Origin of the sequence: Variovorax sp. 278MFTsu5.1 (assembly GCF_048305045.1) — a bacterium.
Classification (GTDB): domain Bacteria; phylum Pseudomonadota; class Gammaproteobacteria; order Burkholderiales; family Burkholderiaceae_C; genus Variovorax; species Variovorax guangxiensis.
In genome coordinates this window covers 4,814,881-4,829,910 of the sequence record NZ_CP157622.1, presented here as the reverse complement: position 1 = coordinate 4,829,910, position 15,030 = coordinate 4,814,881, and the positions used below count along the sequence as shown (strand labels likewise).

The following is a 15,030-nucleotide window of genomic DNA, read 5'->3' as shown; positions in this document are numbered from 1 at the left end:
AACGATCGCGGTCATGTGCGCAAAGTCGGCGCGATCCCCAATTTGTTCACTGCATGGAGTCGCTCGCCAGCACGGTTCTCCCATACATTTGAACGACCGCCACGCCTCACGGCGGGACATCGATGCACACCGCAGCGATGTCGATGTGAGGCACAAAAGGCGACGGCCAAGGTGCGCTAACACCATGGCCGTCTGACCAATCAACGTGCATAACCTTCGAAAGAGAGCACATCAAGTGGCTGATCAAATTATCGCCGGGCAAGACGCGCCCACCTCCCACGGCGCATTCGCCTCATCCGACGCGGCTGATCTTCTTGAGAAAAAGTTGTCCCAATTGCAATCTCTGCTGAAGTGTTGCTACGGGGACGGATGCGATTGGTTCGACGCGATCGGAGCGACGCACCGAGACCGCGTTATGTGGATCGCCGCAGACTTGGCTGACGATGCGGCACAACTCTCTCAAGAACTGCTGAAGCAGATCAATGCGGCGGATATGCCGAAGGCTTAATGAGAAATCGGCCGCTGGCGGGCGGCCAGCGGCCGAAGGCGCGCGACTTTGTCGTCGCCGCTGTTGCCGTAGCGTCCTCCATACCTTTCATGCCCCGGCGTATCCGTTCGATGCGGTAGGAAGCGATACGAAGTTGGCAGCAAATTTCGGGCGAGGTTCTATGAAACCAATGTAGCCCAGGTGGGGTGGCGGCACCTCGTTCCACCGGGCATCGGCCTTGTGAGTTAGGCGCAGTTGTTTCAAGATTGTTAAATTAATGCGCGGGCGCATATCGTCCGCGCATCTTTGATCAATCTGTCTCAGCCCCTGCCTCGAGATGACCCGCATATTCAGCTTCGACGACTTGCCGACCGCCGACCTTGTCGTAGACGCGATTTATGAAGGGGGCAGTGCCGCCAATACCAGCAGTGATCCGATCGCCAAACTGCTTCCAGGAGCGGGCAATCAAGGCGGATTCAGGGCATCGGGCCCGGGCTTGAAGAAGAAGTTCGTCGTTCTGTATTCGAGCGGTGAAGAAGGCGACTGGCCCGACCGCTTAGACCTGAACACCGGTCAGTTCATTTACTACGGCGACAACCGCACGCCGGGACATGATCTTCATGACACCACGCGACGCGGCAATCTTCTTTTGAAGGCAGCCTTCGAGAATGCACATGGAGACGCGGCGAAGAGGGCGGAGGTGCCGCCGTTCTTGGTCTTTACCAAGTCCCCGACTGCGAAGAGCAATCGGTCTGTTCAGTTTAAGGGTCTTGCCGCCCCGGGGTTTCCAGGTCTTCCCATGACAGAGGATCTGGTGGCCGTCTGGAAGACAACCGCAGGGGAGCGATTCCAAAACTACCGCTCCGTTTTCACGGTTCTCAATGCGGCAACAGTCTCGCGCACGTGGATCGATAGCCTTTCGTCCCCAGGGGGAGCGTTGGCAAATGCGCCCAACGCGTGGAGTTCGTGGATCAAGACGGGGGTCTACATGCCCCTGACCTCAGAACCCACGAAAGTGATTCGAACTGAAAGCGAGCAGCGCCCGGACACCGCTCTCAAGGCTGCGATCCTGGAGCAGGTATGGAACCATTTCAAAGCTTCGCCGCACGCGTTCGAGTCCTTTGCTGCCCGGATCTATCAGCTCTCGGACCGGCGAGTGATCATCGACGAGATCACCCGGGGCAGTGTCGATGGAGGGCGGGATGCGGTCGGCAGGTACTTGCTCGGGCTAAGCGGTGACCCGGTCTATGCTGAGTTCGCTTTGGAGGCGAAGTGCTATCGCCCGGCGTCCGAAGCTGTGGCGGCGAACACGGTCGGTGTGCGCGAGGTCGCTCGCCTGATCTCCCGGATTCGGCACCGTCAGTTCGGCATCCTAGTCACCACCTCATTGATCGCCAAGCAAGCCTACGAGGAGGTGCGCGACGACCGCCATCCGATCGTGTTTATCTGCGGGCGAGATATCGCTGAAATATTGATTCAGGCTGGCTACAACTCGCCAGAGCGCGTTGGGGAGCTGCTGGCCGAATGGCCTTCCTGAATTCCGCATAACGGAAAAAGCCCGCTACCTTTTGGATAGCGGGCTTTTAATTGGTGCCGGAGAGATGAATCGAACACCCGACCTTCTCATTACGAATGAGCTGCTCTACCGACTGAGCTACACCGGCGAAGCCTCAGATTATAGCCAAGAAATCAGGCCTTCTCGGCGTGGTACTGCGTCAAACGCTCAACTTCGTTTCTAGAACCCAACATCACGCTCACGCGCTCGTGCAGCTTGGTGGGCTGCAGGTCCAGGATGCGTTGCTTGCCGTTGGTCGCCGCGCCGCCGGCCTGCTCGACCAGCCAGCTCATCGGGTTGGCCTCGTACATCAGGCGCAGCTTGCCGGCCTTTTCGGGTTCGCGCTTGTCCCAGGGGTACATGAAGACGCCGCCGCGCATCAGGATGCGGTGGACGTCGGCGACCATGCTGGCGATCCAGCGCATGTTGAAGTCCTTGCCGCGCGGGCCTTCCTTGCCGGCCAGGCATTCGTCGATGTAGCGCTTCACGGGCTCGTCCCAGTGGCGCATGTTGCTCATGTTGATCGCGAATTCCTTGGTGTCGGGCGGAATCTGGATGTCTTCCTGCGTCAGCACGAAGCTGCCCTGTTCGCGGTCGAGGGTGAACATGGCCACGCCGTTGCCCACGGTCAGCACCAGCGTGGTCTGCGGGCCGTAGATGCAGTAGCCGGCGGCCACCTGCTGGGTGCCCGCCTGCAGGAAGTCGGCTTCCTGCACGCCGGGGTGGTCGTCGGGCTTCTTCAGCACGCTGAAGATGGTGCCGATGCTGACGTTCACGTCGATGTTGCTGCTGCCGTCGAGCGGGTCGAACATCAGCAGGTATTCGCCCTGCGGGTAGCGGTTGGGCACCACGTAGATGCTGTCCATTTCCTCGCTGGCCATGGCCGCGAGGTGGCCACCCCATTCGTTGGCCTCGATGAGCACTTCGTTGGCGATGATGTCCAGCTTCTTCTGGATCTCGCCCTGCACGTTCTCGCTCTCGGCCGTGCCGAGCACGCCGCCCAGCGCGCCCTTGTTGACGGCCTGGCTGATGCTCTTGCAGGCGCGCGCGACCACTTCGAGCAGCAGGCGCAGCTGGCCGGGAATGAGGCCGTCGGCGCGCTGTTGTTCGACGAGGTAGCGGGTGAGGGAAATCTTTTGAGCCATGTGTTTTCCGGGTTCGGGTTTCTGCTTCAGTTGCCAGCAAGAGCGCGGGTCACCACTTCGTGGGTGTCCTTGCTCAGGTCCGGCTTGGCCGCCACGCGGGCGATCGCCTCGCGCGCGGCGCTGCGGTAGGGCTCGGCCAGCTTGCTCCAGCGGTCGAGCGCGCGCGCGAGGCGTGCGGCAACCTGCGGGTTGATGGCGTCGAGCTCGATCACGCGTTCGCTCCAGAACACGTAGCCGGCCGCGTCGGGGCGGTGGAAGGCGCCGGGGTTGGCGCTGCAGTAGCTGAAGATCACGCTGCGCGCGCGGTTCGGGTTCTTCAGCGAGAAGTCGGGGTGCTTCATCAGCTGCTTCACCAGCGGCAGGATGTCGCCGCCGCGGTCGGGTGCGCCGGCCTGCAGCGAGAACCACTTGTCGATGACCAGCGCCTCGTCCTTGAAGATGGCGTGGAAGCGCGCCAGCGCCTGCGCCGCCAGCGTGTGGCCCGACGACACCAGCGCGTTGAGTGCGTTGAAGCGGTCGGTCATGTTGCCCGCGTCCTTGAATCGCTGCAGCGTCTTGCCCGGCCACACCACGTCGCCAGAGGCGCGCGCCGCCAGGCACAGGAAGTTCAGCGCCATGCCGGCCAGCGCGCGGCGGCCCGACGAGGTCGGATCGGGGCTGTAGGCGCCGGTGTCGTGGTTTTCTTCATAGGCCCACTGCCAGTCGGCAAAAAGGGCCGTGGCCAGCTGGGCGCGCATGGCTTCGCGCACCAGGTGCACGCGCTGCGGGTCGACCACGTCGAGCTGCTCGGCGATGTAGGTTTCCGAGGGCAGCGTGAGCACCAGTTCCTTGAAGGCGGCGTCGAGCTGCGGGTTGCGCAGCACGCTGCGCATGGCGTCGATGTAGGCGTCGTTCAGCACCGGCGAGTTGTCGGTGGCGAGCGCGGCAATACCGTTCAGCGCGGCGCGCAGGCCCAGGCGCTGGCCGGCTTCCCAGCGGTTGAACGGATCGGGGTCGTTGGCCAGCAGGGTGAGCAGTTGGGCGTCGGTGTACTCGAAGTCGAGGATCACCGGCGCGCTGAAGCCGCGCAGGATGGAGGGCACCGGCTCCGCGTCGAGGCCCGTGAAGGTGATCTGCTCACCGGCGCGCGACAGCACCACGGTGCGCGTGCCGTGCGTTGCTTCGCTCTCGCCTTCCAGCTGCAGCGGCAGCTCGCGGCCGCTGCTGGCGTCGAGCAGGCCGACGTTCAGCGGAATGACGAAGGGTTCCTTGGTCGGCTGGCCGGGCGTGGGCGGGCAGCTCTGCACCACGCTCAGGGTGTAGCTGCGGTTCTGCGCGTCGTACACGCCATGGGCGGCAAGGCGCGGCGTGCCGGCCTGGCTGTACCAGCGTTTGAACTGGGGCAGCAGGCGGGCGAGTTCCGATTCGGGGTTCGCGTCGGCAATCGCCTGCGCGAAGTCGTCGCAAGTCACGGCCTGGCCGTCGTGGCGCTCGAAGTAGAGCGTGATGCCCTTCTCGAAGCCCTTGCGACCGACCAGCGTCTGCATCATGCGCACCACCTCGGCACCCTTTTCGTAGATGGTGACGGTGTAGAAGTTGCTGATCTCGATGTAGCTGTCGGGTCGCACCGGGTGGGCCATGGGGCCGGCGTCCTCGGGGAACTGGGCGGTGCGCAGCACGCGGACATCTTCGATGCGCTTGACGGCGCGCGCCGATGCGTCGGCGCACAGGTCCTGGCTGAATTCCTGGTCGCGGAAGACGGTGAGGCCCTCTTTCAGCGAGAGCTGGAACCAGTCGCGGCAGGTCACCCGGTCGCCGCTCCAGTTGTGGAAGTACTCGTGGCCGACCACGCTCTCGATGTTGCTGTAGTCGGCGTCGGTGGCGGTGGCCTGGTTGGCCAGAACGTACTTCGTGTTGAAGATGTTCAGGCCCTTGTTCTCCATGGCGCCCATGTTGAAGTCGCTGGTGGCGACGATCATGAAGCGGTCCAGGTCCAGCGGCAGGCCGAAGCGGGCCTCGTCCCACAGCACCGAGTTGATGAGCGAGTTCATCGCGTGCTCGGTCTTGTCGAGGTCGCCGGCGCGCACGTACACCTGCAGCAGGTGTTCCTTGCCGTTGCGCGCCTTGATGCGCTGCTCGCGCGCCACCAGCTTGCCCGCCACCAGCGCGAACAGGTAGCTGGGCTTCTTGAACGGGTCGACCCACTTGGCGAAATGGCGGCCCTCGGGCAGCTCGCCCTGTTCGACGAGGTTGCCGTTCGACAGCAGCACCGGGTAGGCCGCCTTCGAGGCACGCAGGGTGACGGTGTAGCTCGCCATCACGTCCGGACGGTCGAGGAAATAGGTGATGCGGCGGAAGCCCTCTGCCTCGCACTGCGTGAAGAAGGTGTCCTCGCTCACGAACAGGCCCATCAGCTTGGTGTTCTTGATGGGGCAGCAGGTGGTGAAGATCTCGAGTTCGAAAGCGTCGGGCAGGCCGTCGATGACGAGCTGCTCGCCTTCCATGCGGAACGAGGCGCCCTGGCCGTTGACCAGCACGCGCGCCAGGTTCAGCTCGTCGCCGTCCAGGCGCAGCGGCTGCACCGGCACCTCGGAGTTGCGGCGCATCTGCATGCGGTTGAGCACGCGGGTCTTGGCGGGGTCGAGGTCGAAGGTCAGGTCGACGGTGTCGATCCAATAGGCCGGGGCCGCGTAGTCTTCGCGGCGGATGGCGATGGGTTGCCCTTGGGCGTCACGCTGCAGCATCGAGGGTCTCCAAAAAATTTGAATGGGCGAGTTCGTCGTAGTCGCGAACCGCGGCGATCACATGGGGGCCGGCAAGCTCGGCGGCGGAATGGGTGCTGCACACGGCCACGGCGCGCATGCCGCCGCGGCGTGCGGCTTCGATGCCGAAGGGCGCGTCCTCGAAGACGATGCAGCGCTCGGGCGCAACGCCGATGCGGCGCGCGGCCTCCAGGAAGATGGCGGGCGTGGGCTTGCCCGAGAAGCCTTCGTCGCCGCCCACGATGGCCAGCGGCAGCGGGTCCATCTTCAGGCGCGACATGGCGAACTCGATGTTGTGCCTGTCGCCGGCCGTGCCGACCGCCACCTTCAGGCCGTGTGCAACCGCTGCCTTGGCAAAGGCCGTGAAGCCTGCGACTTCGGTGAAGTTGTCGTGGAAAAGGGCCCGGTAGATCTCTTCCTTCTCGTGCACCATGGCCTGGCACTCTTCGTCGGAAAGCTCGCGCTCGAACAATTCGCGCATGCTCTCCGTGCCGGTGCGGCCGGTGGTGCGCGCAAGAATCTCGCTCACGTCGAGCTTCACACCGTGGTTCTGCGCAAACTCGACCCACGACCGCGCATGCCAGGGCATGGAGTCGATCATGGTGCCGTCCATGTCGAAGATGAAGGCTTCGACCTTGCCACCCTTCAGGCTTTGCAGGCTCATCGGTATCACACGCCCTGCTTGAGGGAGGCCTCGATGAACACGTCGAGGTCGCCGTCGAGCACCTTCTGCGTGGCCGAGACCTCGACGTTGGTGCGCAGGTCCTTGATGCGGCTGTTGTCCAGCACGTAGCTGCGGATCTGGTGGCCCCAGCCCACGTCGGTCTTGCTGTCTTCGAGCTTCTGCTGTTCTTCCTGGCGCTTGCGCATCTCGTGGTCGTACAGGCGCGAGCGCAGGCGCTTCCAGGCCACGTCGCGGTTGCTGTGCTGGCTGCGGCCGTCCTGGCACTGCACCACGATGCCGGTCGGGATGTGCGTCAGGCGCACGGCCGAGTCGGTCTTGTTGATGTGCTGGCCGCCGGCGCCGCTGGCGCGGAAGGTGTCGGTGCGCACGTCTGCGGGGTTGATCTCGATTTCGATGGAGTCGTCGATCTCCGGGTACACGAAGATGCTGGCGAAGCTGGTGTGGCGGCCGCCCGAGGAGTCGAAGGGCGATTTGCGCACCAGGCGGTGCACGCCGGTCTCGGTGCGCAGCAGGCCGAAGGCGTAGTCGCCTTCCACCTTGATGGTGGCGCTCTTGATGCCGGCGGTGTCGCCGGGGGTCTCGTCTTCCAGCTGGGCCTTGAAGCCCTTGCGCTCGGCGTACTTGGTGTACTGGCGCAGCAGCATGCTGGCCCAGTCGCAGGCCTCGGTGCCGCCGGCGCCGGCCTGGATGTCGATGAAGGCGTTCAGCGGGTCGGCCGGGTTGCTGAACATCCGGCGGAATTCGAGCTGCTTGATGTCGGCTTCGAGCGTGGCGGCGTCATCGGCGATGGCCTGCAGGCCGGCGATGTCGCCGTCTTCCTTCGACATCTCGTAGAGCTCGGTGTTGTCCGACAGGCCGCTGGTGAGCCGGTCGAGCGTGACGACCACGTCGTCGAGCGACTTCTTTTCCTTGCCCAGCTCCTGGGCCTTCTTCGGGTCGTTCCAGACGTTGGGATCTTCGAGCGATGCGTTGACCGTCCTCAGACGTTCGGCCTTGGCATCGTAGTCAAAGATACCTCCGTAAATCGACCGTGCGGGCGCTCAGGTCCGCGAGCATCGCGCCGATTTGGTTGATCTGTTCTGCGTCCATGGGGTGTCCTGACTGTGTTCGGGGAAACCGGGCATTTTCTCATGCTCCGGTCTTCCACCGAGGAGGCCCCCGTATTGCTCCTTCCCCCTCTGGGGGAAGGCTGGGACGGGGGCGGGCAGGGCGTCCCATGCGAGCGCCGCTTGCCCCCACCCCCGGCCCTCCCCCAGCGGGGGAGGGAGCAAGAGTCGTCAGAACGCCGGAACCAGCGACCCCTTGAACTGAGTCTCGATGAAGCTCTTCACCTCGGGCGACTGGTAGGCCGCCACCAGGCGCTTCGCCCAGGGCTTGTCCTTGTCGGCGCGGCGCACGGCGATCAGGTTGGCGTAGGGGCTCTTGGGCGATTCCTTGATCACCGCGTCCTTGTTCAGAGACAGGCCGGCCTTCTCGGCGTAGTCGTTGTTGATGGAGGCGATGGTCAGGTCGTCCAGCGAGCGCGGCAGCTGGGCGGCGTCGAGCGCCACCAGCTTCAGCTTTTTCGGGTTGGTGACCACGTCCAGCGGCGTGGCCGTGTTGTTCTTCACCGCCTCCGGCTTCAGCGTGATGAGACCGGCCGATTGCAGCAGCAGCAGGGCGCGGTTGCCGTTGGACGGGTCGTTCTGGATGCCGACCGAGGCGCCGTCGGGCAGCTGGTCGATCGACTTGATCTTGCGCGAGTAGAAGCCCAGCGGCGCGGTGATGGTCAGGCCCACCGGCACGATGTCGAAGCCGCGCGCCTTGTTCTGGTTGTCCAGGAATGGCTGGTGCTGGAAGGCGTTGGCGTCGAGGTCGCCCGAGGCCAGCGCGGCGTTGGGCAGCTGGTAGTCGTTGAACACGACCACCTGGATGTTCAGGCCGTCCTTGGCGGCGACCTTCTTGACCACTTCGAAGATCTGCTCGCCGTTGCCGACGGAGACGCCGACCTTGATGTTGTTCTTGTCCTGCGCGAAGGCGCCGGAGCCTGCGAAGAGGGCGGTAGCCAGGGTGGCGAGGGCGAAGGTGCGGCGGCGGAAATTGGTATGCATGTGCTTGCGCGGATCGAAAAAAACGAAGGCGCGAATGTGGCATTGCCGGCCGCGGAAGGGAACGAACCAATCTGCATATCGATATGGCGTGTCGCGCCCGTCACAGACTTTTCTTATGTGCCTATTCGTATAAACAGCATCCTTTTTGTTCGTTCCCTTTCGCTGCGTTTCTTTTCATACTCGGCACCTTTTTTCGAACCTACGCGACCTGCGCCACCCGCGCGGGCTGCGCTTCTTCTCCATGACCCACCCTACGCCTGACCAGGGCCGCGGCGATCACGCGGCGCCAGTCATCCGTCTCCAATCGGTGCAGAAATCCTTCGCCTTGCCCAGCGGCGAGGTGTTCGACGCCGTGCATTCGCTGTCGCTCGACATCCAGCAGGGCGACGTGTTCGGCCTGATCGGCAAGAGCGGCGCCGGCAAGTCGACGCTTCTGCGCCTCATCAACCTGCTGGAGCGGCCCGACGCGGGCCGCGTCTTCGTCGGCGGGCGCGACCTCACCACGCTCTCGCGCAGCGAGTTGCGGGACACGCGCCAGAACATCGGCATGATCTTCCAGCAGTTCAACCTGCTGCAGAACGCCACGGTGTTCGACAACGTGGCCTTCCCGCTGAAGATCCACGGCCGCCATTCCAAGGCCGAGATCGACGCGCGCGTGCGCGAGTGCCTGGCCCTGGTCGGCCTGGCCGAGAAGATCGACACCTACCCGGCCCAGCTCTCCGGCGGGCAGAAGCAGCGCGTGGCCATCGCCCGCGCGCTGGCGCCGCGCCCGCAGGTGCTGCTGTGCGACGAGCCCACCTCGGCGCTCGACTCCGAAACCACGCGCTCGCTGCTGGAGACGCTGCGCGACATCAACCAGAAGATCGGCGTGACCATCGTGATCGTCACGCACGAGCTGTCGGTGGTGGAAGTGCTGTGCCGCAACGTGGCCATTCTCGAGAAGGGCCGGCTGGTGGAGCAGTTCGCGGTCGATGCGGCCGGCGAGGCCGAGCGCAAGACCGCGCTGGGCCGCGAGATCGACGAGCTGGTGCGCCGCCGCGAGCGCGAGGCGCGCGAATCGCACCCGGCGCGGCCGTCGGCCCAGTTCGGCGCGCAGGAGCTGGCCTATGTTTGAGAACATCGCCCCCATCCTCCCCGAGCTGTGGGTCGCCACCGGGCAGACCTTCATGATGCTGGCCATCGGCCTCTCGGCCGCCGTGCTGATCGGCGGGCCGCTGGGCATCCTGCTGTTCCTGCTGGGGCCGGGGCAGTCGCTGGAGAACAAGCCGGCGTTCCTGGTGCTCAACTGGCTGGTGAACACGGTGCGCTCGTTCCCTTTCATCATCCTGCTGGTGGCGCTGGTGCCGTTCACGCGGGTGATCGCGGGCACCTCCATCGGGCCTTTGGCGGCCGCGGTGCCGCTGTCGTTCGCGGCCATTCCCTACCTGGCGCGGCTGGTCGACCAGTGCCTGCGCGAAGTGCCGCGCGGCGTGATCGAGGCCGCCCACGCCATGGGCGCGACCGAGCTGCAGATCGTCTGGCGCGTGCTGCTGGTGGAGGCCCGTTCGGGCCTGGTGCTGGCGCTGACCGTGCTCGCCGTGAGCTTCCTCTCCTACTCGGCGGTGGCCGGCGTGGTGGGCGGCGGCGGCATCGGCGACCTGGCCATCCGCTACGGCTACTACCGTTTCCAGACCGACGTGATGGTGCTCACCGTGGCGCTGCTCGTGGTGCTGGTACAGATCCTGCAATTCGCCGGCAACGCCACGGCACGCAGGCTCGACAAGCGTTGATCTCTCACTTTTTCCCTTCCAGCTTTTCCAATCTCATGAAGACCGTTTTCCTGCGCCGTTCCTTTCTCGCCCTGTCGCTGGCAGCCCTTTCCCTGGGCGGCCTCTCGCTGCAGGCCCATGCGCAAGACCCCGCCAAGAAGAACCTGGTGATCGGCGGTACCGCCGGCTCCAACGCCGACCAGCTGAAGCAGGGCATCGTGCCCATCCTCGAGAAGAAGGGCTACAAGGTGAAGCTGGTCGAGTTCAACGACTATGTGCAGCCCAACCTCGCGCTGGCCCAGGGCTCGCTGGACGCCAACTTCTTCCAGCATCAGGTCTACCTGAAGAAGTTCGCGGCCGACCAGAAGCTCGACCTCGCCGAACTGGTGCAGGGCCCGATCGCGCCCATGGGCGTGTACTCGACCAAGCGCAAGACGCTGGCTGAAGTGAAAGAGGGCGACCGGGTGACGCTGCCGAACGACCCGAGCAACCTGGCCCGCGCGCTGGTGCTGCTGGAGCAGAACAAGCTGCTCACGCTGAAGTCCGGCATCGACCCGCTGCGCGCCACCGAGAAGGACGTGGCCGAGAACCCGAAGAAGCTGAAGTTCATTCCGCTCGAAGCCGCCCAGCTGCCGCGCTCGCTCGGCGACACCGAGTACGCCATCGTCAACGGCAACTTCGCGATCTCCTCGGGCCTGAAGCTCACCGAGGCCGTGGTACTCGAAAAGACGCCCGACTACTACCTGAATGTGGTCGCCGTGAAGACCGCCGACAAGAACACCCAGTGGGCCAAGGACATCGCCGATGCCTACCGCTCGAAGGAGTTTAAGGCGGTGGTTGACAGCAAATTCCAGGGTTACGCCAAGCCCGGTTTCCTGCAGTAATCCTTCCTTTCCTTCATCCTTCTTCGAGAAAAGGACTCTCCATGCCCGTTCTGGCCGTATTCGATGCCCAGGGAAACTGGCGCGACACACACGTGTGCGACGGCTGGATCACCGAACGCCTGGCCGGGCAGGGCGTGAGCTGGGGGCGCGGCAGGAAGAAGGGGCAGCGCGTGCTCGAGAGCGCGGGGCTCTTCTATCTGCCGACCGATGACGGCTACCTCGGCCTGCTTCTGGAGGCGGGCGAGTGGGCTTCGGTGCCGGCGGGCAAGCCGCATTTCTTCGATGCGGGCGAGGCTGAGTCGCTGGAGGGGCTGCCGGCGTCGCTGCCGCTGTTCGAAGCCTTCGTCGAGGAAGTGCTGTCGCTCACGGGCAACGACGCCGACGAGGAGTGATGACGCAAGAAGAACAAGAGGCCGCGTGAACCGCGGCCTTTTTTCTTTGCGCCCTTTACCTTTATCTATTCAGGCGGCCAGCCGCTGCGCCGTCCGCCCGGCAGGCCGCGTCAGCCCCAGGTGATCGCGCAACGTGCGCCCCTCGTATTCCGTGCGGAAGATCCCGCGCTTCTGCAGGATCGGCACCACCCCGTCGACGAAATCCTGCAGCCCGTGCGGCAGCGCGTCAGGCATCAGGTTGAAGCCGTCCGCCGCACCGGCGCTGAACCAGCGCTCGATGTCGTCCGCGATCTGTTCCGGCGTGCCCACGATCACGCGGTGCCCGCCGCCGCCCGCGAGTTCGCGGATCAGCTGGCGCACCGTGTAGCCATGTGTGCGGCCGGCCGCGACCACCGCATTGAAGAAGGTGTGGTTGCCGTTGCCATTGGCGGGCAGCGGCAGGTTGTCGGGCAGGCGCTCTTCGAGCTTCAGCCGGTCGGGCGTGATGCCCAGGGTGCCGGCGATGCGCGTGAGGCTGTAGTCCCACGGGATCAGGTCGACCAGTTCGTCGCGGCGGCGGCGCGCCCCGGCTTCGGTGGCGCCGACGATGGTGGTCAGGCCTGCGAGCACCTTCACCGCGTCGGGGCCCCGGCCCAGTTCGGCGGCGCGGGTTTTCAGTGCGCGGGCATAGGCCAGCGATTCCTCGAAGGACTGCGAGGCGGAGAACACAGCCTCCGCGTGGCGTGAGGCCAGCTCGCGTCCGTCGGCCGAGGCTCCGGCCTGCACCAGCACCGGGTGGCCCTGCGGCGAGCGCGGAAGGTTAAGCGGGCCCTGCACCGCGAAGTGCTCGCCGCGATGCGCGATGGCATGCACCTTGGCGGTGTCGATGAAGCTGCCGGAGGCCTTGTTGCCGACGAAGGCATCGTCCTCCCAGCTGTCCCACAGCGCCTTCACCACGTCGGTGAACTCGGAGGCGCGCGCGTAGCGTTTCGCGTGGTCGGGCGTGGCGTCGAGGCCGAAGTTGCGCGCCGAGGGCAGGTCGGCCGTGGTCACCACGTTCCAGCCGGCGCGGCCACTGCTCACATGGTCGAGCGTGGCGAAGCGGCGGGCGACGTTGTAGGGCTCGTTGTAGCTGGTCGAGGCGGTGGCGATCAGTCCGATGTGCGTGGTGGCCGCGGCCACGCAGGCCAGCAGCACCGTGGGCTCCAGCGCGGTGATCGGGCGGAAGTGGATCTGGTCGACGATGGCCGCGTTGTCCGCGAGGAACACCGCGTCGAGCTTGCCGGCCTCGGCGATCTGCGCGGTGCGGATGTAGTGCTGGATGTCGGCGAAGGCCCACGGATCGCTCTGCGGCAGGCGCCACGCCGAGGGCACGAAGCCCGAATGCAGGATGTTGACGTTGAGGTGCAGCTGCCGCAGCGCGGTCTTGTTGTTCGAAAGGCTCATTGCGAGAAGTAGTCGGGCAGCCGGTAGCCGGCCCATGCCGGGTTGGCCCTGAAGAAGCGCTGGAATTCGGGCGACTGGTAGGCCGCCGCGATGTCCTGCGCGAATTTCGCGCTCTCGTTGCCGCGCTTGACGGCGACCACGTTCACGTAGGGCAGCGTCATGTTCTCCAGCTTCAGCGCCTCGGTGAGCTTCAGGCCCGAGGCGATGGCGAAGTTGCCTTGCACGGCGGCGATGTCGGCGTCGGCCAGCGAGCGCGGGGCCTGCGCGGCCTCCAACGGCACCAGCTTCAGGCGCTTGGGGTTGGCGACGATGTCGCGCTCCGACACCGAGACCGGGCTCACGCCCGGCTTGAGCGTCACCCAGCCGATGCCCGCGAGGATGTTGAGCGCGCGAGCCGCGTTCACCGGGTCGGATGGCAGCGTGACCGTGGCGCCGTCGGGCACGGTGTCGAGCGACTTGTGGCGCTGCGAGTAGAGGCCCATCGGCGGGGTCGGCACATGCACCACCGGCACGAGGTCGAAGCCCTGCTGCCTGTTGGTGGCGTTGAGGTACAGCGTGTGCTGGAAGATGTTGGCGTCGATCTGCCCGCGCTCCACCGCGTCGTTGGGCTGCACGCCCTGGCTGAACTCGACGTACTTGACGGTGTAGCCCAGCTTCTTCAGCTGGGGCTCGATGCCGTTCGTGAAGGCATCGCGGTACGGGCCGGGCATGAAGCCCACGCGCAGGTCGGCCGCGTGAGCGGAAAGCTGGGCCGCCAGGCTCAGGGCGAGGCCGCCGAGCAGCGGGGCGAAGCGGCGCAGCCACGACGGCGCGCGCGAAGAGGAAGGCATGACTACAACTCCAGGGGACGGCAAAGGGAGCTGCGCACTCTAGGACGCGGTGAGTGCCGCGCGAACGAAGATTCGCGCGCTTGGTTATCCGCTGGGCAAATATCCGGCGGACATCAGCCGGACTTGCCTTCGGCCTTCAGGAAATCGACGAAAGCCCGCAGCGGCGCCGGCATGTGCGTGCGGCTCGGGTAGTACAGGAACGGCCCCGAGAAGCTCTGCCACCAGTCCTCCAGCACCGGCGCGAGCGTGCCCCGGTCGATGGAGGGGCGCAGGTACTCGTCGAAGGTGTAGATCACGCCGAGGCCCGACTCGGCGGCGTGCAGCTCCAGGTCGAGCGCCGATGCGATCAGCGGCCCGCTCGGCGTGATCTTCACCGTCTTGCCCTTGCGCACGAAGCCCCAGGCCGCGAGCACGCCGCTGGGAAAGCGGTGGCCGATGCAGGCGTGGCGCAGCAGGTCGGTCGGGTGCCTGGGCACGCCGTGCTCGGCGAGGTAGTCAGGCGATGCCGCGGCCACGAAGCGCTGCGTGCGCGGGCCCAGGGGCACGGCGATCATGTCGCGGGCGATGCTCTCGTCATAGCGGATGCCGGCGTCGAAGCCCGCTGCGAGCACGTCGATGAAGGTGTCGTTGGTCGTGATTTCCAGCGTGATGCCCGGGTGCGTGCGCAGGAAGCGGCTGGCAAGCGGCGGCAGCACGCGCTGCGCCACGATGGTCGGCACGTTCAGGCGCAGCGTGCCGGTGGGGCTGTCGCGAAAGCTGTTGAGCGTGTCGAGCGCGCCGGCGATGTCGTCCAGCGCGGGCGAGATGCGGTCGAGCAGGCGCTGGCCCGCTTCGGTGGGCGTCACGCTGCGCGTGGTGCGGTTCAGCAGGCGCACGCCCAGCTGCGCCTCGAGCCTGCGCATGGCCTCGCTGAGCGAGGAGGGCGACACGCCGCGCAGTGCAGCAGCGCCCCGGAAACTGCGCGCGCGGGTGACGGCCACGAAGGCGCCCAAGTCGGCAAGATCGGGTTCGTTCATCGCGCGATTGTGCGTTTTCCCGCACAACCCGT

General features: G+C 65.5%; 14 protein-coding genes and 1 tRNA gene. 6 read left to right on the top strand and 9 right to left on the bottom strand.

The window, feature by feature from the left end:
- The first annotated feature begins 235 nt into the window (after positions 1 to 235).
- Together ABL844_RS22440 and ABL844_RS22435 are read left to right on the top strand one after the other, a co-directional pair.
- A complete protein-coding gene (locus tag ABL844_RS22440; RefSeq protein ID WP_418128971.1) occupies positions 236 to 508 on the top strand; it encodes a hypothetical protein in 273 nt (90 codons plus the stop codon).
- A gap of 316 nt (positions 509 to 824) precedes the next feature.
- Positions 825 to 2,024, top strand: a complete 1,200-nt coding sequence (locus ABL844_RS22435; protein WP_184641660.1) for a restriction endonuclease — start codon at positions 825 to 827, stop codon at positions 2,022 to 2,024.
- A 51-nt stretch (positions 2,025 to 2,075) separates the two neighbouring features.
- Here the strand turns inward: ABL844_RS22435 and ABL844_RS22430 are convergent.
- From ABL844_RS22430 to ABL844_RS22405, 6 genes are all read right to left on the bottom strand, one after another.
- Positions 2,076 to 2,151: transfer RNA gene (locus ABL844_RS22430), tRNA-Thr, on the bottom strand.
- 25 nt (positions 2,152 to 2,176) lie between these two features.
- The gene (locus ABL844_RS22425; RefSeq protein WP_019658239.1) at positions 2,177 to 3,187 is read right to left on the bottom strand and encodes a class 1 fructose-bisphosphatase; all 1,011 of its coding nucleotides are present in this window, start codon (positions 3,185 to 3,187) and stop codon (positions 2,177 to 2,179) included.
- Between the two features lie 26 nt (positions 3,188 to 3,213).
- Positions 3,214 to 5,910, bottom strand: coding sequence for an aminopeptidase N (gene pepN, locus ABL844_RS22420; RefSeq protein ID WP_418128970.1), 2,697 nt, complete (start codon positions 5,908 to 5,910; stop codon positions 3,214 to 3,216).
- Positions 5,897 to 6,592: an HAD family hydrolase gene (locus ABL844_RS22415; protein ID WP_184641662.1), complete on the bottom strand. Its 696-nt coding sequence runs from the start codon at positions 6,590 to 6,592 to the stop codon at positions 5,897 to 5,899. The genes pepN and ABL844_RS22415 overlap by 14 nt, the downstream gene beginning before the upstream one ends.
- Positions 6,593 to 6,597: 5 nt before the next feature.
- Positions 6,598 to 7,702, bottom strand: a protein-coding gene (prfB, locus tag ABL844_RS22410) for a peptide chain release factor 2 (RefSeq protein WP_418128968.1) whose coding sequence is annotated in 2 segments (ribosomal slippage) — positions 6,598 to 7,620 and positions 7,622 to 7,702 — 1,104 coding nt in all. Because the reading frame shifts where the segments join, the coding sequence is not laid out codon by codon here.
- A 188-nt stretch (positions 7,703 to 7,890) separates the two neighbouring features.
- On the bottom strand, positions 7,891 to 8,703 hold the full coding sequence (locus tag ABL844_RS22405) for a MetQ/NlpA family ABC transporter substrate-binding protein (protein ID WP_418128967.1): 813 nt from the start codon (positions 8,701 to 8,703) through the stop codon (positions 7,891 to 7,893).
- Positions 8,704 to 8,944: 241 nt separating this feature from the next.
- Between ABL844_RS22405 and ABL844_RS22400 the strand changes: the two genes are divergently transcribed.
- Genes ABL844_RS22400 through ABL844_RS22385 form a run of 4 tightly spaced genes read left to right on the top strand, consistent with a single transcriptional unit; the run spans position 8,945 to position 11,727 of the window.
- Positions 8,945 to 9,817: a methionine ABC transporter ATP-binding protein gene (locus tag ABL844_RS22400; RefSeq protein WP_418128966.1), complete on the top strand. Its 873-nt coding sequence runs from the start codon at positions 8,945 to 8,947 to the stop codon at positions 9,815 to 9,817.
- Positions 9,810 to 10,472, top strand: a complete 663-nt coding sequence (locus ABL844_RS22395) for a methionine ABC transporter permease (RefSeq protein ID WP_093200265.1) — start codon at positions 9,810 to 9,812, stop codon at positions 10,470 to 10,472. Before ABL844_RS22400 ends, ABL844_RS22395 begins: the two co-directional genes overlap by 8 nt.
- Positions 10,473 to 10,507: 35 nt before the next feature.
- Positions 10,508 to 11,335, top strand: a complete 828-nt coding sequence (locus ABL844_RS22390) for a MetQ/NlpA family ABC transporter substrate-binding protein (RefSeq protein WP_418128965.1) — start codon at positions 10,508 to 10,510, stop codon at positions 11,333 to 11,335.
- 41 nt (positions 11,336 to 11,376) lie between these two features.
- A complete protein-coding gene (locus ABL844_RS22385) occupies positions 11,377 to 11,727 on the top strand; it encodes a hypothetical protein (protein WP_184641665.1) in 351 nt (116 codons plus the stop codon).
- A 69-nt stretch (positions 11,728 to 11,796) separates the two neighbouring features.
- Here ABL844_RS22385 and ABL844_RS22380 read toward each other — a convergent pair whose 3' ends face one another.
- The 3 genes from ABL844_RS22380 to ABL844_RS22370 all read right to left on the bottom strand — a co-directional run bounded on the left by ABL844_RS22380 (position 11,797) and on the right by ABL844_RS22370 (position 14,998).
- Entirely contained in the window at positions 11,797 to 13,152 is a 1,356-nt protein-coding gene (locus ABL844_RS22380) for an LLM class flavin-dependent oxidoreductase (protein ID WP_418128963.1), read from the bottom strand.
- On the bottom strand, positions 13,149 to 13,982 hold the full coding sequence (locus tag ABL844_RS22375) for a MetQ/NlpA family ABC transporter substrate-binding protein (protein ID WP_418128962.1): 834 nt from the start codon (positions 13,980 to 13,982) through the stop codon (positions 13,149 to 13,151). The genes ABL844_RS22380 and ABL844_RS22375 overlap by 4 nt, the downstream gene beginning before the upstream one ends.
- 113 nt (positions 13,983 to 14,095) lie before the next feature.
- Positions 14,096 to 14,998, bottom strand: coding sequence for a LysR family transcriptional regulator (locus ABL844_RS22370; RefSeq protein WP_418128960.1), 903 nt, complete (start codon positions 14,996 to 14,998; stop codon positions 14,096 to 14,098).
- Positions 14,999 to 15,030 lie beyond the last annotated feature (32 nt).

Bases quoted from the DNA above. Each gene is read 5' to 3' on its own strand.
- ABL844_RS22435 (WP_184641660.1), top strand. From the start codon at position 825: ATGACCCGCATATTCAGCTTCGACGACTTGCCGACCGCCGACCTTGTC.
- ABL844_RS22425 (WP_019658239.1), bottom strand. From the start codon at position 3,187: ATGGCTCAAAAGATTTCCCTCACCCGCTACCTCGTCGAACAACAGCGC.
- pepN (WP_418128970.1), bottom strand. From the start codon at position 5,910: ATGCTGCAGCGTGACGCCCAAGGGCAACCCATCGCCATCCGCCGCGAA.
- ABL844_RS22415 (WP_184641662.1), bottom strand. From the start codon at position 6,592: ATGAGCCTGCAAAGCCTGAAGGGTGGCAAGGTCGAAGCCTTCATCTTC.
- ABL844_RS22405 (WP_418128967.1), bottom strand. From the start codon at position 8,703: ATGCATACCAATTTCCGCCGCCGCACCTTCGCCCTCGCCACCCTGGCT.
- ABL844_RS22400 (WP_418128966.1), top strand. From the start codon at position 8,945: ATGACCCACCCTACGCCTGACCAGGGCCGCGGCGATCACGCGGCGCCA.
- ABL844_RS22395 (WP_093200265.1), top strand. From the start codon at position 9,810: ATGTTTGAGAACATCGCCCCCATCCTCCCCGAGCTGTGGGTCGCCACC.
- ABL844_RS22390 (WP_418128965.1), top strand. From the start codon at position 10,508: ATGAAGACCGTTTTCCTGCGCCGTTCCTTTCTCGCCCTGTCGCTGGCA.
- ABL844_RS22385 (WP_184641665.1), top strand. From the start codon at position 11,377: ATGCCCGTTCTGGCCGTATTCGATGCCCAGGGAAACTGGCGCGACACA.
- ABL844_RS22380 (WP_418128963.1), bottom strand. From the start codon at position 13,152: ATGAGCCTTTCGAACAACAAGACCGCGCTGCGGCAGCTGCACCTCAAC.
- ABL844_RS22375 (WP_418128962.1), bottom strand. From the start codon at position 13,982: ATGCCTTCCTCTTCGCGCGCGCCGTCGTGGCTGCGCCGCTTCGCCCCG.
- ABL844_RS22370 (WP_418128960.1), bottom strand. From the start codon at position 14,998: ATGAACGAACCCGATCTTGCCGACTTGGGCGCCTTCGTGGCCGTCACC.